General features: G+C 47.3%; 12 protein-coding genes. 2 read left to right on the forward strand and 10 right to left on the reverse strand.

Going from position 1 to position 15,778, the window contains the following annotated elements; all coding sequences use genetic code 11:
• Positions 1-54: 54 nt before the first annotated feature.
• Entirely contained in the window at positions 55-177 is a 123-nt protein-coding gene (locus DWX32_RS20465) for a hypothetical protein (protein ID WP_270492431.1), read from the reverse strand.
• Between the two features lie 1,167 nt (positions 178-1,344).
• On the opposite strand from DWX32_RS20465, the gene DWX32_RS10470 reads away from it, so the two are divergent.
• Positions 1,345-2,307 carry an alpha/beta fold hydrolase gene (locus DWX32_RS10470; protein WP_118659940.1) on the forward strand — a complete coding sequence of 321 codons (963 nt, stop codon included), beginning with the start codon at positions 1,345-1,347 and terminating at the stop codon, positions 2,305-2,307.
• Between the two features lie 99 nt (positions 2,308-2,406).
• Here the strand turns inward: DWX32_RS10470 and DWX32_RS10475 are convergent, their stop codons facing one another.
• From DWX32_RS10475 to DWX32_RS10495, 5 genes are all read right to left on the reverse strand, one after another.
• Positions 2,407-3,216 (reverse strand): hypothetical protein, encoded by an 810-nt coding sequence (locus tag DWX32_RS10475; RefSeq protein ID WP_055266712.1) that lies wholly within the window; start codon positions 3,214-3,216, stop codon positions 2,407-2,409.
• Between the two features lie 149 nt (positions 3,217-3,365).
• Positions 3,366-4,952 carry a DUF4340 domain-containing protein gene (locus DWX32_RS10480; RefSeq protein ID WP_117762023.1) on the reverse strand — a complete coding sequence of 529 codons (1,587 nt, stop codon included), beginning with the start codon at positions 4,950-4,952 and terminating at the stop codon, positions 3,366-3,368.
• Positions 4,952-6,469: a GldG family protein gene (locus DWX32_RS10485; RefSeq protein WP_243037582.1), complete on the reverse strand. Its 1,518-nt coding sequence runs from the start codon at positions 6,467-6,469 to the stop codon at positions 4,952-4,954. Before DWX32_RS10485 ends, DWX32_RS10480 begins: the two co-directional genes overlap by 1 nt.
• Before the next feature lie 12 nt (positions 6,470-6,481).
• Positions 6,482-7,345, reverse strand: coding sequence for an ABC transporter permease subunit (locus DWX32_RS10490; RefSeq protein WP_022462025.1), 864 nt, complete (start codon positions 7,343-7,345; stop codon positions 6,482-6,484).
• Positions 7,342-8,451: an ABC transporter ATP-binding protein gene (locus DWX32_RS10495; RefSeq protein WP_118659942.1), complete on the reverse strand. Its 1,110-nt coding sequence runs from the start codon at positions 8,449-8,451 to the stop codon at positions 7,342-7,344. The genes DWX32_RS10490 and DWX32_RS10495 overlap by 4 nt, the downstream gene beginning before the upstream one ends.
• 310 nt (positions 8,452-8,761) lie before the next feature.
• On the opposite strand from DWX32_RS10495, the gene DWX32_RS10500 reads away from it, so the two are divergent.
• Positions 8,762-10,102, forward strand: coding sequence for an ArnT family glycosyltransferase (locus DWX32_RS10500; protein WP_158579572.1), 1,341 nt, complete (start codon positions 8,762-8,764; stop codon positions 10,100-10,102).
• A gap of 161 nt (positions 10,103-10,263) precedes the next feature.
• Here DWX32_RS10500 and DWX32_RS10505 read toward each other — a convergent pair whose 3' ends face one another.
• The 4 genes from DWX32_RS10505 to mnmE all read right to left on the reverse strand — a co-directional run bounded on the left by DWX32_RS10505 (position 10,264) and on the right by mnmE (position 15,679).
• A complete protein-coding gene (locus DWX32_RS10505; protein WP_118659946.1) occupies positions 10,264-11,142 on the reverse strand; it encodes a hypothetical protein in 879 nt (292 codons plus the stop codon).
• Positions 11,143-11,438: 296 nt separating this feature from the next.
• A complete protein-coding gene (gene rsmG, locus DWX32_RS10510) occupies positions 11,439-12,164 on the reverse strand; it encodes a 16S rRNA (guanine(527)-N(7))-methyltransferase RsmG (protein ID WP_117762026.1) in 726 nt (241 codons plus the stop codon).
• Between the two features lie 124 nt (positions 12,165-12,288).
• Positions 12,289-14,160 carry a tRNA uridine-5-carboxymethylaminomethyl(34) synthesis enzyme MnmG gene (gene mnmG / locus DWX32_RS10515; protein ID WP_118659948.1) on the reverse strand — a complete coding sequence of 624 codons (1,872 nt, stop codon included), beginning with the start codon at positions 14,158-14,160 and terminating at the stop codon, positions 12,289-12,291.
• 130 nt (positions 14,161-14,290) lie between these two features.
• Positions 14,291-15,679: a tRNA uridine-5-carboxymethylaminomethyl(34) synthesis GTPase MnmE gene (mnmE, locus tag DWX32_RS10520; RefSeq protein WP_118659950.1), complete on the reverse strand. Its 1,389-nt coding sequence runs from the start codon at positions 15,677-15,679 to the stop codon at positions 14,291-14,293.
• Between the last annotated feature and the right edge of the window lie 99 nt (positions 15,680-15,778).

The following is a 15,778-nucleotide window of genomic DNA, read 5'->3' on the forward strand; positions in this document are numbered from 1 at the left end:
TATGGTTGTTCGGTGATCGTAAATGTCTCTTTTGTATATAAAATGTATTTTTATTCACCAGGGCTCTGTTTTTTCATCGTTCTTCCTCGCTTTTTTCAAATTTTCAGCATTTTTCTCTTTATTTTCATCAGTAAGAGGCATAATCCGTGAGACATCCTCTTTTTCATTTTTTCTCAATTTTTTTCTCTTTTCGGGCGGTTTTTCTTTGATTTTTTTATTTTACAGGCCAGGCTGCACATTTTCTGTTTTTTATCGATTTATTTGATTTCACTATAATTTTTCTGTTTTTATGGTTTTAATATTTTCCTCTCGCTGCCACGTCTTTTATCCTCTTTTCCATCTTTCTGGCTTACCTTTCTCTTTTTTTTGTAAACAATCTCACTTTTTCTCTTTTATCAACATTTTTTATTCCTTCTCTCCGTTTTTTTATCCCTCATCGCCATTTCACACCATTTTCTTGCCTTTCACTGCCTCTCCCTCCCGTTTTTATTCTTTTCGCCCATATCTATACTACATTTTCCCCTTTTCAGTCGTTTTTTGCCTTTTCTCAACTCATTTTTATCTTTTTTGCTTTTTCCTCCTCTTCCATCGTTTTACACCCTCTTTTTGCCATTTTTTAGATCGTCCTTCATTTTTTCGTTTCTACTTATGTCACTTTCCCCGTCTCATTTTTCACGTTTTACGTCTCTCAAAATGTTTCACGTGAAACATCGTTTTTTACGATTTTCGGTCTTCGGCGATCAGTGAGAAGCGATTTGCTTCCCGGCTTTCCGAAAATCACTCTCATTTTTCACCTCTCTTATTTTTAAAATAATCGTATTTTCTATTCTATTTTTGATTTTCTCCGTCTTTTCTACATTTTTCCTGTATTTTCGCGTGTTTCACGTAGTTTTTCATCTCTGTTTTCTCTCTTTTATTAAATTATTTAATTATATTTTTATATTTTCATATGAATTGAACTTTTACATTCGTTTTTTCGGATTTTCCAAACCATTTACTAAACGCATTTTGGGACCATTTTTTCATGGATTTTTGCCAATCTGGAAGGATTTTATCCCATAGTGCCGTTTTCATGCTTTTATGTGTATTATTGCATCATTTTTTCTCTGTTTTTGCAGTTATGTAAACCATTTAAATATGCCATTCGCCAGTAGTTGACATAACGTAGTTCTCCTGGAATTGTCTACGCTTTTCGTCAAATTGCGTCTTATTTTCGTCTCTTTTTCTCATTTTTCCCTTAACTTTTGCATTGTATCTTTCCCTTTTTTCGCTTATAATAAGCTCAACACAACGTTTCGAACCGATTCCTCCCCTCCGGGAGACCCCTGAAAGGAGTTTTATCATATGAAACACAGCAAAAAACTGGTCACCTTGAGTGTCCTCACCACGATGTCCGGCGCAGCGATTTACTTTCTGAATAAAACGCTCGATACCGCCGCCGTACGGAAAAACCTGCTCGCCTCGGCTGAAAAAGAGATCTTTTCCTGGCAGTTCGGCGATATTTTTTACACAAAAAAAGGCACCGGAACCCCGATGCTCTTACTTCATGACTTACATTGTGCCTCCAGCGGCCGCGAATGGCAGTATATTGAGGATACTCTCGCAAAGGATCACACCGTCTACACACTCGATCTTCTCGGCTGCGGCCGTTCCGACAAGCCGGCGATCACGTACACAAACTTTTTATACGTACAGCTCATCGTCACCTTCATCAAGCAGGTCATCGGATGTCCAACCGACGTAATTGCATCCGGTTTATCCGGTTCTTTCGTCGTAACCGCCTGCAATACAGCCCCGAAATGCTTCGGCCGAATCATGATGATCAACCCGACCGACCTTGCCAAGCTCAACAAAATTCCGGATAAACGCAGCCGCTTCCTGAAACGCATGATTGAGCTCCCGCTTGTCGGCACGCTGCTGTACCACACGCTCACCGGCCGCTCCAACATCGAGCTTTTATTCACCGAGAGCTATTATCACAACCCATTTCACCGCTCACCGGAGGACGTAGACGCCTTCTACGAGTCCGCACACCTCCAGAACAGCGCCGGAAAGTACCTTTTTGCAAGCCTTGCGGGCAATTACGTGAACCTCAACATCGGCCACGCCTTAAAGCACATTGACAACAGCATCTTCCTCATCGGCGGCGAGGAAGAGCCGGGCATCGCAGAAACCTTTGCGCTGTACACAGCGCTCAACACCTCCATCGAAACACAGATCCTGCCGAAGACAAAGCACATGCCACAGATGGAAGCCCCACAGGCCCTCTTAGAGCAGATCCAGATCTTCTTCGCACCGGTACAGTAATACCCCCTTCTGCTCCCGGCCTCGAGCGAAAAAAATGAGACAAAAAAACGGAGGATTTACTGACATGGAAATATCAGTAAATTCTCCGTTTTTCCATTTTTAACCCGGCTCACAGTCCATTTCCAACGCATCTTCCTCTGCGCCCGGATAATCCGTTGGCGGCGCTGTATACGTTTCCATTCCCTCTTTTATTTCATCCATCGTATAAATATTAATTCTCTCCTCCGGCGCTGCATCCGGGTCAAATTCCACCGTTTCTCCCAGTGCAAGCATCATTGGCTCATCCGCATTTCTTTTCTCATCTGCAATCTCATACGCGTTTACATATTCACCCGACGCAGTCTCTACATACTGTCCAAACCCGTCGCAAAGCCGGTAATAAAGCTCCTTTTCCGCATCTTTCTCCAGAAAATACAAGGATTTCTGCCCGATCACCGGATCAAGGTCGCAGAAGCTGATCTGTATATAGTTCTCCCGCCGTTCCTCCTCCGAATACTCCGCTTTCAGCTCCTCTGCGTTCCAGTACGTAATTCCCGCATCCTCCATGGACTGCAGATACTCTTCCACCGTAACTGCTCCGCCCGGCTTTCGAACCGTAATATGTTCTCCGGCTTCCATATCACCTTTCAAAACGTCATCCACCCGCAGTGAAATATCGGTTGCAATCTCAATTCCCCCGGCAAAACAGCTATAATCCTCTACCGTTCCTAGAACAATGAGATCGCTTCCCTCTTTCTGCTCATAAAAGCTATTATAAAACCGATCCCACTCCTTCAACCCTCCGTACTGCATATTTACCTTTGCCGGATCCAGATTTTCAAACCGCATTTTCTCCTCTGTTTCCGCCGTTTCTGCATTACCGCAGCCCACCAGCAGAATACACAATACTGTCAAACAAACCTTTTTCATCCTTTCACCCCCCCCCATCCACCGTCTTTGTTATACTCCCATTATACTTCTTCCGCTTTCATTTTCCCATAAAAAAGCGGAAGACTTACTGATTTTTTCACTCTCAGTAAATCCTCCGTTTTCAATTTTAACCAGATTTTAATGACTCTTTATTCCGCTGATTCTGACGTGCTGTCTGAAGAACTGTCATCTTCCGTCTTTGCCGCAAGCAGTTTCCCGTAATTTTCCAGCATGGTCTTCACGTTATTTTTATTCACAAGAGACGGCACTCCGTCCTCATCTACCGTGTAATAGAAGCTCGAATCATACGGGCTGTAAGCAAATGTCAGGTCGCCGTCTGTCATATGGAAGACTGCGGTAAACTCGGCATCCTTGGCCTGCACGAGGCTTTCATCCTTCGTCTGCGCCTTCAGGCCAATGAGCGAAGAATAGAACGTGGTAAACGTTGATTTATCAATCGTTTCATCGCCGCAGATGTAACTGATTTCCTGTGTTGTGGAATCGCTGTCGTCATCCTTTTTCTCTTCCACATGGCGTACATACGTCTTCGTCTCGCCGTTATACGTAATATCAAGGCTCGTCAGATCCGATACATTTTCCATGCCGATATACATGTTCCAGAAATCAGATGCCTTCTTTCCGGTGAAGGTTTCAACATTCGAAGCCGTCATCAGATGAACTTCATTCGAGCCGTCCAGCTTCACGTAATAAGAACCGCCGTCCTCATTTGCATTGCCGACATACAATACCAGATCTTTCTCCACCGTAACGGTTGTCGTTTCGGAAGAAGAGCTCGTTGCAGTGCTGTCGCTTGATGCAGAATCTGTTGTGGAATCCGAAGAAGTATCTGCCGTTGTTGTATCGTCAGCCTCAACCTCCTGCTCTTCCGTGTAATGCACGCGGATCGTCGTCTTTGGCTGATCCAGTCCGTACTGGGAAAGATCCGATGCGTTGTACGTAACAAGATCTCCAAAGCTAAGAGATGCCACTGCACTTGTCATGGTGCCGATCGAATCCGCATCACCGCCATGTGCCGCTCCATCTGCGTCCACAACCTGCCATTCATCCGTCTGAAGTGCCGAATCAGCAGCGCTTACTTCTTTTGTCAGCGTATATCCGTTCTCACCCTCCACCTGCAGCTTTGTAATGTTTTCCGCCGTCACAGATGGCATAGATTCCGTTGTCGCCCACTCCATCATATCGGACGGGAACATCGTTCCAAGCGATGTGCTTACCAGATAAACCTTACTCGTATCATCGTTCAGATAAATATAGTATCTGCTCGAGCTGTTCTTATCTCCGACATGAATCGTCGTTTTCTCGTCTCCCGCAGTCACTATAACCTCCTGAGACGGCGTCTCGAGCCCGAAATCGGCCATAGAATCGATTTCATCGCCTTCAATGACTCTTTCTGCTGTCATGCTGCTAAGAGAGCTTAAAACGCTCGTTATCTTGCCCTCATCCAGTGGGAATCCATCCTCCTGGTCGTATGTCCAGATATCGGTATCATCGTCTCCTGCTGTTTTCGTAAAAGACACCGTCTCTCCGTTGATCCGGAACGAAAGCGCTGTTACATCATCTTTTGAAAAATCAACCACTTTTTCGGCGTCTGCACCAGAATCCGAACTGCTGCTGTCCGCATCGGCGGTGCTGTTTTTCTTCGTCAGCACCACCAATACGGCAAGAAGCAGTACCAAAAGGATCAGGCAGGCCGCCATCTTTCCTTTTTTCTTCATCACTGTTTTCTCCTCTTCATCCAGATCATCACGCCAATCACAACAAGTACCAGCGGAATTCCCGCAATGGTAATAATAGACCAGGTGTTAACTGCTCCCTGTGTAAATACCAGGTTTGTATAGCTTGTGCTCTTGCTTGGAATAACAACGGTCTGCTCCACATCACACATGGAGGTCAGTGCAGTCGCTGCCAGCTTCGAGTTCGCACCGCTGATTGCCTGGTCAATCTGGCTGCTCAGCATTGATGCACTCGAGAAATAAATAATCTGTGTCTCTTTATCATCTACAGTCTCTGTGATGGAAACGCCAAGGTCAAATGCGCCCGTCTCACTGTCCGCGTTCTTCGACCAGGTGCTGTTCTCCGGGTCATTTTCAATATAAGCGTCCTCGGTGGTCGTCAGAAGGCTCTTGATCGTAATGGTATCACGATAAGAATCAAGCTTCTGAATTGCCTGTGCAACCGGCATCAGAATGTAATTACTCTTTACTTCGGTTGTAATGTCATCACTCTGAATGTTCGGCAGCAGATAATACGGCATCTGCGGATAATAATGCTGGGAATCGGTCTCCACAACAATTCCGCTGGAGCGTTTCACGCCGTAGTTCTCCAGTATGGAATCCAGATTCGGCATATCCGTTCCGGTATAGCTGGTGAACATCAGAAGTTTTCCGCCGTTTTCCAGGTAGGTAATGACTTTATTTGCCTCATCCTCGGAGAAATCGGTGGTCGGGGACATGATCACAAGCTCCTCGGCATCCTCCGGGATATCGTCTGTCATCAGGGCAAGATCACTGATTTCCACATTGTTTTTATTAACTGCATCACTGAAGTTCGTAGAAAGATCGCTCTCGGAAGCCTCGCCGTGGCCGGTTACCCAGTAAACCTTCGGGTTGTTTTCACTCGTCACATACGTGATGGCGCTGGTAATCTGACCCTCGCCGTCAAAGCCGGTCGTCTGTGTCTGATAGGTCTGATAGTTTGTGGAAGTCTCCCACATATCACTGTTGCTGACCACCTTGCTCTTATCGCCGCATACGACAATTACACTGTTTGCAGCTACCGTCTGATCGGTATACTGACTCGTAAATTTCGGATACAGATCCGGGTCTTTTGTCTCTACTTTGATATGGTCAGAAAGCTCATCGTAGTGCTCCAGCAGCTTCTCGATGGTGTCATCCTCACTGCCCTTCTGCACAATATAATACAGGGTAACGTCTTGATCGAGATCCTTTAATGCCGTTTTCGTCTCATCTGTAATGGAATACATTTTCTGCGTACTCAGGTCAATCTGTGTTTTGCTGGTCGGAATCTGCGCCACAATCAGGTTAATAACCACAATCACAGCCAGAACAATCACCGTCATAATCGAAGAATACGAGCCCTGTTTCAGATGCTTTTTCTGCTCCTCGCCGGTAAACACTTCCTTCAGATGTTCTTTGGAGAACGTCTTTTTCAGCTTTTCTTTAATATTAAAATTCATTTTATGCTGTTTCTTTTCTTTCTTTTCGCTGCTCATCGTCTCCACCTCCTAATTCCAGCGTTTCTTCTGCAGGGACTGCATTGCAAGGAAAGTGCAGATTGCAATGACGGACAGGTAGTAAACAACACCGCCAATGTCCAGAATACCGTTCACAAAGTTATCCATATGGCCTGCCATGTTGAATACACCGAGCAGATCCTGGATTTTGCCCTCGAGAAGGGTGGATTTTGTAAAGTAAACTGCCGTCAGCGCGCCTTCGCCGATCACGGCAATCACACCTGTAATGATCGGGTTTTTAATCATACTGCCGATCCAGAGGCATACCAGTGCAATGATGATAAAGAAAGCAAAGAAAGAGCTTCCGGCTCCTTCCGGGAAGAAGTTTGCGATACCGCTCTCCACGTAGCACAGGAACAGGATCACAAAGCCGACAACGGCTGCGATGACCTGGCTCTCGGTGATGGAGGAAACGAACACACCGACCGAAATATAGGCTGCTCCCAGCAGGAAATAGCCAAGGATCGAAGTGTAGGATACAGCGTAGGAAACTGTTCCGTGGGTTCCAAGAAGCAGCGGATACAGGCACATAATCAGCACTGGAATCACATAAATGGTGAGAAGTGCCAGATATTTTCCAAGGATAATATCGGAAATTTTTACCGGTGCGGTAAGGAGCAGCTGATCCGTCTTATTTTTCTGCTCCTCCGACAGGACACGCATTGTCAGAACCGGTACTGCGATCAGCAGAATAAATGCGGAATTCTGCAGCGCGTATCCGATCTCCGGGTAACCCTGCTGCAGGTTGATGGCCGTAAAATACAGGCCGAACAGCGCCAGAGTAAACGCCATAAACAGATATCCGATCATGCTTGTCAGATAGCTTTTTAACTCTTTTTTATAAATCGCCGTCATTGTGCGTCTCCCTCCTCCTGTTTTGTTTCAGCGGCTGATTCCGCTGCATCTGTGCTTTTTTCTTCAGACGTTTCCCCGACAGCCGTTTTGTCTGCTTCTGGTTCACATTCTTTTTCACATTCTTTTTGTTTCAGCTGTTCTTTCTCTGCTTTTTTCAGCTTTCTTGCAGCCTTTCCGGAATCATCGGTCAGCTCCAGGAAGACGTCTTCCAGAGACATCGAGGAGGAAGTCAGCTCGAGGATCGGGCAGTTGGCCTTTGCCAGTGCATAGAACAGCTCCTCGCGGATATCCTTATCCTTTTCAGTGGTAATTTTTACCTTAATCTGCTCCTCATTCGGCGTATTTTCATATTGGATCTCTTTTGCATCGAGCGCATTAAGCGCCGGAACCAGCTGCTTTCTCGTTCCGTGAACGGTACATGTAACCGTGTTTGATCCAAGTATCAGTTTACTTAAGTTTTCCGGGGTATCACTCGCAACGAGCTGTCCCTTTGCAATAATCATGACGTAATCGCAGACAGCGCTGACCTCGGAGAGGATGTGGGAACTTAAGATAACGGTATGTTTTTTACCCAGTGATTTGATCAGGTCGCGGATCTCAATGATCTGCTTGGGATCCAGGCCTACCGTCGGCTCATCGAGGATGATGATCGGCGGATAACCGAGCACTGCCTGTGCCAGTCCGACTCTCTGACGGTATCCTTTCGACAGGTTCTTGATCAGACGATTCTGCATATCGGTAATCTTCACCAGATTCATGACCTCAAGAATCTGTTTCTTTCTCTGATCCTTCGGAATTTTCTTTAATTCTGCCACAAATTTCAGATATTCCAGAACGGTCATATCCGTGTAGACCGGCGGCAGCTCCGGCAGATAGCCGATGCATTTTTTTGCCTCCTCCGGCTCCTCCAGGATGTTGTGCCCGTTGATCAGCACCTCGCCCTCCGTAGATGCCAGATAACCGGTGATGATGTTCATGGTCGTTGATTTTCCGGCGCCGTTCGGGCCAAGGAAACCATAGATCTGGCCTTCTTCTACGGTAAAACTCAGGTTGTTGACAGCTACGTGGTCGCCATAGCGTTTCACCAGGTTTTTAACCTCTATCAATGTTCCTTCCTCCTTGTTTCTTAAAGCAGTCCCAGCCCGCCCTTGGGGGTGAAAGAGCCGGAGATGCTCTCATTTTCTAAAGACACTTTATCTTATTCTGAAAATGTGATAATTTGCTGGAAAATTTGTGAAAAAACGGTGAAGCCATGGAGCAGTTTGTTTGTTTTTCGACGAAAAATCAATTTCTTTTACCATAAGAATCATGTATACTATAACGTATCCGCGGACGGACGCTTTTCCATTTTTGTTCCGCCGCGAAACATTACGCCGGACTTTTTCCCGTCCGGGACTGGAGATTTTAGGAGACTCTATGAATAAAAAAGACTACTACTGGGCCAAGTATATGCTGATTTTCGGCTTTTTCTGCATCTCTTTTGGCACCTCGATTTTCCTGAAAACCGAACACGCCCCCGATGAGGCGATGCGGATGCTGATTCCGGAATACATCGTCTCACACCACACACTGCCGAACGGCATGGAAGAATCGGTGCGCCATCCGCTGTGGGGATTCTCCTATGCGCTGTATCCGTATCTGACCGCGATCATCAGCTCCGTGTTTATGGCCATTACATCGCTGTTTACGAAAAGTGCAGCGGCTCTTTTAACTGCCGCTCGCCTCACCAGCGTCCTTTCCGGCACCGGCACACTGATCGTTGTGTTTCTGATCGGCGAAGAGCTCTTTGAACGGCGCGAATCCGCACTGCTCGGCGGTATTTTCGTCGGTTTTCTGCCGCAGTTTGTGTTCCTCTCCTGCTATGTGAACAACGACTCGTTCGCCGTTTTCACGGTCGCACTGATCATCTATTTCTGGATTCGCGGCATGAAAAGCGCATTCTGCAAAAAAGACTGTATCGGCCTTGGAGCAGGCTGCGGACTCTGCGCGCTGTCGTACTATAACGCCTACGCGTACCTGCTGTGCAGCATTCTGCTGTTCTTCGCGCTGATGATTCATTTCCGGAAACCGGCAAAAGAAATTTTTGTCAAAGCGCTGGCTGTTTTCGCTATCGCCTTCCTGATCGGCGGCTGGTTCTTCATCCGCAATGCCGTCATCCACGACGGCGATCTGCTCGGCATGCGCACCTCGAATGAATCCGCAGCGCTGTACGCAGCCGATGAATACAAACCAGAGAATCGTCAGACCCCGGCATCCGAAGGCTGGAGCTTCCAGCAGACGTATTTACAGACCCCGGAGGGCCGCACCTCCAACTGGCTGTTCTCGACCGTCAGCAGCTTCATCGGCTCGTTCTCCTACATGACCGTCCATCTCCCGATGGTGCTTTATCTGCTGTACGGCGCCCTGATGGCATTCGGATTCCTAGTGTTTTTGTTCCTCGGCATGGTTCCGCACTGGTTCCGCAAAAAGCCGCAGCTTCTCCTCTTTGTGATGCTGTTCCTCGCCTGCCTGGTCACGCTGTTCATGGACATGTACAACACGTATTTCAGCGATTACCAGTCTCAGGGCCGCTACCTGATGCCGGCGCTTGTCCCGCTGATGGTCTGGATCGATGACGGCTATTCTTCACTCACCGCAAAACTTCCCGCTGAGTGGAAACGCGCCTCCTGCCATCTGACACTCCTGCCGGGAGCAGTCTGGCTTGTACTGTTTCTCATCAGCTACATCGGATTTCTGATTCCGGGCTGCTGTGTATAAAAAATTTGTAACGCAGTAATTCACGTTCTGCCGTGCTGAATTTTTGGCATTATTTTCCGGAATTTCTATAAAAAACAGGTGCTGTCTCTTTTTCTCAGATAGCACCTGTTTCTTCGTTACAAGCTTTTCGTTTTTAGAAATGTTTCATCCGGGCTTCCCTTTCACTTTCTTTGTTTCCTTTTAATTGCCAAACCAGCTATAATACCAACTGCCAGAATCCCAATTCCTAAAATAATTACCAACATCTTATTTTGATGTTTCACCGGCTGATTTGCAACATCAAGGACAATATTGGTTCCTCCTTGTGCATCGTCAGTTTCGATATAAGACGAATCAGCAACTGCGGCAACAACCGCAGCATAACTATATGCATGGAATTCTTCTTCACCATCAAGTCTATCTTCCGCTATTTCCGAACTGTCTGTAAGACACGCTGCAGCATCTTCACGTCCCGGTATCAGATACTCCATTTGCGTTTCCGTGAATGTAATCCAGACCGGAAAACGAATCGGATCTACTCCTCCAACAAGTCGAAACTTATAATTGTCCCATACAATATCTGGGTTTGCAGCAAGTGAAATATTTAATTGTTCTATATAGGTCGGCGTATCGTCTAATTCATATCCTCTGGCTCCACTTATGTGCCATTGATCAATCGGTTGTCCATCTTCCCCATTTGCCCTTACCGCACATGCTTCATACAAATGTCCATATGCTCTAATCGGGATAATCCAAATATAATCGCTTTGTTCTAACGCGCTTTCTACTTCGGACACAGAAAGAAGTTCTGAGGTCAAAAGTGGCGTATCAATATACTCTTTTAATGCATTATCAAAATCAATATCCGATACACGGATTCCCTCCTCAAACGGATCCTCAACAGGTCCTCCATTTGTAACAGACACAATTTCATCAGCCAGCTCAACTATTTTTTCATAATCTTCAGATTCCGATAGTATTTCAAGTTTAGATGCCGATACAGTAGATGCTGATATCATAATTCCAATGAAGCAAACAAATATTTTTAATATTTTCCTCATGCCATTCCCCCCTATCATATTTTCTTTTACGTTTCACAATCGATCTATTTATCTCATCATACACTGATATAATTTTTTTAACAATTATCATATTTTCACAAAATATTCAGCGCAAAATACTGCAAATAGGAGAATTGTTTTTTTGCTCAAAAGTGTAATTTTCCAGACATTTAATCGTATATATACATAAAAAATCAGAAGAGGTTATTATGCCAACTTACTCGGCATAACAATCTCTTCTGATTTCACCTTTTACACTTTTGTTTCTTTTTTAGCTTTCTCAAAAAATCTATTTTTTACTGAATCGGCTCCTTCGCCGGTGTTCCCGCTTTTCTCGGGTACTTTTTCGGCGTTGCCTTCCCCTTCTCGATACAGACAAACGATCTCTCATCCTCCGTTCCTGTAAGCTGGAAATAAACCGGCTCTTTTGCCTCGCCGCCGAGCACATGAATCGCTTTTTGAGCTGCGGCAAGCTCCTCATTCAATTTGCCCGATTTATACGAAACAAACCGTCCGCCCACCTTCACATACGGCAGACAGTACTCCGAAAGCGAGCTTAAATTCGCCACTGCCCGCGATACCACGAGATCAAACTGCTCCCGGTAATCCTTCTGGCGTGCGAAATCCTCGGCTCTTCCGTGAACCGCCGTAATCTTCGAAAGGCCAAGCTGTCCGATCACCTCATTCAGGAATTTCACTCTCTTATTCAGTGAATCCAGCAGTACAACTTCCACCTCCGGAAACGCGATTTTCAGTGGGATTCCCGGAAAACCGGCTCCCGTTCCCACATCGAGAATGCGTCCCGCCTGTGCCACATCACAGACCTTCACCAGCGACAGGCTGTCGAGGAAATGCTTCGTAATCACCTGATCAAACTCCGTAATCGCCGTCAGATTCATAAACGAGTTCCACTCCACCAGCAGCTCATAATACTGCAGGAACTGCGTCTTCTGCTGTTCGGAAAGTGTGATTCCAAGCTCAAAAAGGCCGCGCTCAAATCCTTCAAGATTGTATTCTTTCATGTTGTTCTCCGTTCTTCTCTATTCTTCCAAGTGCCCGCTGCACTTTTTGTTACGATCCACGCAGCGCGAAAGCACTTGCTGTTTCGCTGCATAAGAACGTAATTCAGGCATGCATATCTGCCCTTTATTTATGTCCCAGATACACCAGCAGAACCGAAATATCCGCCGGGGAAACGCCTGAAATACGGGACGCCTGGCCGATGTTGATCGGGCGGTACAGGTTCAGCTTCTGTTTCGCCTCGATACGCAGACTCTGAATCTCGTCGTAATTGATATTCTCCGGGATCTTCTTCTCTTCCATCTTCTTGAACTGCTCCACCTGCTTCATCTGGCGCTTGATGTAGCCGTCGTACTTGATGTTGATGTTGACCTGCTCCTGTACATCCTCCGGCAGCTCGGGTCTTTTCGGATCTACTTCCGCCAGCATCTTATAATTCAGTTCAGGTCTCCGGATCAGCTCTGCGAGCGAACTTCCACCGGAAAGCAGCGTCGATCCATACTCTTCCAGAAGCTCATTGATGTTCGAGCTCGTTCCCACATACGTATTCTCCACGCGCTCAATCTCTTCCTGAATCCGCTGTTCTTTTACTTTCAGTGCCTCATACTGCTCCTCGCTGATCAGGCCTGCGCGGTAGCCGTATTTGCGCAGACGCAGATCCGCGTTGTCCTGGCGGAGCAGCAGACGGTATTCCGCGCGGCTCGTCATCATACGGTACGGCTCATGGTTCTCTTTCGTCACGAGGTCGTCGATCAGAACGCCGATGTACGACTCCGAACGGTCGAGCACCAATTTCTCTTTTCCCTGTACGCAAAGCGCTGCGTTGATACCCGCGATCAGACCCTGTGCCGCAGCCTCTTCATATCCCGAACTACCGTTAAACTGGCCGCCGGAAAACAGATTTTTGATCGCCTTGAACTCGAGGGACGGCAGAAGCTGTCTCGGGTTAATGCAGTCGTACTCGATCGCATACGCATTCCGCACGATTTTCGCGTGTTCCAGGCCCGGCACGGTGTGATACATCGCAATCTGCACATCCTCCGGCAGTGAACTCGACATGCCGCCGACGTACATCTCGTTCGTGTATCTTCCCTCCGGCTCCAGGAACACCTGATGGCGGTTTTTATCCGCAAATTTTACGACCTTATCCTCAATCGAAGGACAGTACCGCGGACCCGTTCCCTCGATCATGCCGGAATACAGTGGCGACCGATTCAGATTTTCGCGGATAATTTTGTGCGTTTCTTCATTCGTATACGTCAGCCAGCAGGATTCCTGATCGATCTGTACGCTCTCCGGATCGGTCGAGAATGAGAACGGCACAACGCGCTCATCGCCAAACTGCTCTTCCATTTTCGAAAAGTCAATGCTCCGCTTGTCAATACGCGCCGGTGTTCCTGTTTTAAAACGCACCATCTCCACGCCGTTCGCCTTCAGGGAATCCGTCAGATGTGTTGCCGCCTGCAGGCCGTTCGGTCCCGTATATGTGCTCACATCACCGTAAATACACCGCGCATTCAGATAAACGCCGGTACAGAGAACGGCAGCCTTACAGTGGTAAATCGCGCCGGAAACGGCCTTTACGCCCGTCAGAACACCGTCTTCCACGATCAGCTCCGCAATCTCCATCTGGCGGATCGTCAGATGATCGGTATTTTCGAGAACCTCGCGCATCGACTGGCTGTATGCCCGCTTATCCGCCTGCGCACGCAGCGAATGCACCGCCGGTCCCTTTGATTTATTCAGCATTTTCGACTGAATAAACGTCTTATCAATATTTTTACCCATCTCGCCGCCGAGCGCGTCGATCTCTTTTACGAGGTGTCCCTTCGAGGTTCCTCCGATGTTCGGATTGCACGGCATCATCGCGATGCTGTCGACACTTACCGTAAATACAACCGTTTCCAGCCCCATCCGCGCTGCCGCAAGTGCTGCCTCGCATCCCGCATGGCCTGCGCCGATGACGGCAATATCAATTGTTTCTTCTAAAACTGCCATTTTTCTTTTATCCTCTTTCTCTATCTACAGCTTTGAATTTTGCCTTAAGCTTTTTCTACTCTGTCAAAATCCGGCTGTCGTTCCTTGTAACTCTATTCCGGCAGATCTTCGTAATCTGCATTTGCTGCCTTTATTTACCTGTACAGAACTTGCTGAAAATCTCATTCACAAGGTCCTCTCCCACCGCTTCACCGATGATCGAACCCAGCTCCTCATACGCATTCATAAGATCAATGGAAAAGAAATCCTCCGGCATACCCATTTCGATGCTTTCTGCCGTCAGTTCCAGACTCTTTTTTGCTGCAAGAAGCGCCTGCTTGTGGCGCGCATTCGTGATGTAAACCTCATCGTTGAACGAAATTTCGCCCTGGAAAAACATCTTTTTCATCTGTTCCTCCAGCTCTTCCATACCCGTCTCTTCCCGCGCGGAAATGCTGATGACCGGAGCGCCTGTTTTCTGCTCCATCTCCTCTTTTTCGATCACAGCAGTCAGATCCGATTTATTCAACAGCACAATCGCCTTGCGCCCTTTCAGGATTTCCATGATTTTTGCATCATTCTCATCAAGCGGCACGGATGCATCCACCACATAGAGAATCAGATCTGCGTCCTTTGCATGCTCCAAAGCACGATCCACACCGATTTTCTCGACCGTATCCGCCGTTTTTCGGATCCCCGCCGTATCCAGAATCCGAAGGGAAATGCCCTTTAAGACCAGATTTTCCTCGAGCACGTCGCGTGTCGTTCCGGCGATATCCGTCACAATCGCTTTTTCCTCGCCTGCCAGCAGATTTAAAAGCGATGATTTTCCGGCATTCGGTTTTCCAAGGATCACCGTCTTGATGCCCTCCTGGATCATCTTGCCCTCATCCGCAGATGCAAGCAGCTTTTCCACCTGCTTTTTCTGCTCCGCAACAACCTGGGCCAGCCGCTTTGGATACCCGTCCAGGCTGATGTGCTCCGGGTCATCGAGCGCCGACTCAATAAATGCGATCTCGTAAATCAGCTTCTTGCGGATTGCCCGGATCGCCTTTTTCACCGTTCCGCGAAGCTGGCTCTCGGAGCTTTTTAAGGCATAGGCACTTTTCGCCGAAATAACATCCATGACCGCTTCGGCCTGCGTCAGATCCATTCTTCCGTTCAGAAACGCCCGTTTCGTAAACTCGCCCGGATCTGCCGCCCGCGCACCGGCATTTAAGACTGCCTCGAGCACTTTTTTCACCGCCAGCACCCCGCCGTGACAGTCGATCTCGACGGTATTCTCGCCCGTATATGTTTTCGGTCCTTTCATTACCATGACAAGGACCTCATCAATCACTTCCTCCCCTTCGGTAATCCAGCCATAATGAATGGTGTGCGATTTGACCGCGGAAAGCTTTTTTCCTTCTTTTTTTGCACGGAATACGCGGTCCGCCACTTCGAACGCATCGTTTCCGCTGATTCTTACAATACCAATTCCCGCCGGCGCCATCGCTGTGGACACCGCAGCAATCGTATCATCCAAATGAAATCCTGCCATTGTTTCCAGTCCTTTCTAAAACCTCTCTTTTTGGGGATCCCAGTATTCAGATCCACATTTTTTCTTTCCTCTCGCATGGCTCTGAATAGTTCCATTTTA

This window comes from Blautia sp. AF19-13LB (genome assembly GCF_003479105.1).
In the GTDB taxonomy this organism is placed as follows: domain Bacteria; phylum Bacillota; class Clostridia; order Lachnospirales; family Lachnospiraceae; genus Fusicatenibacter; species Fusicatenibacter saccharivorans.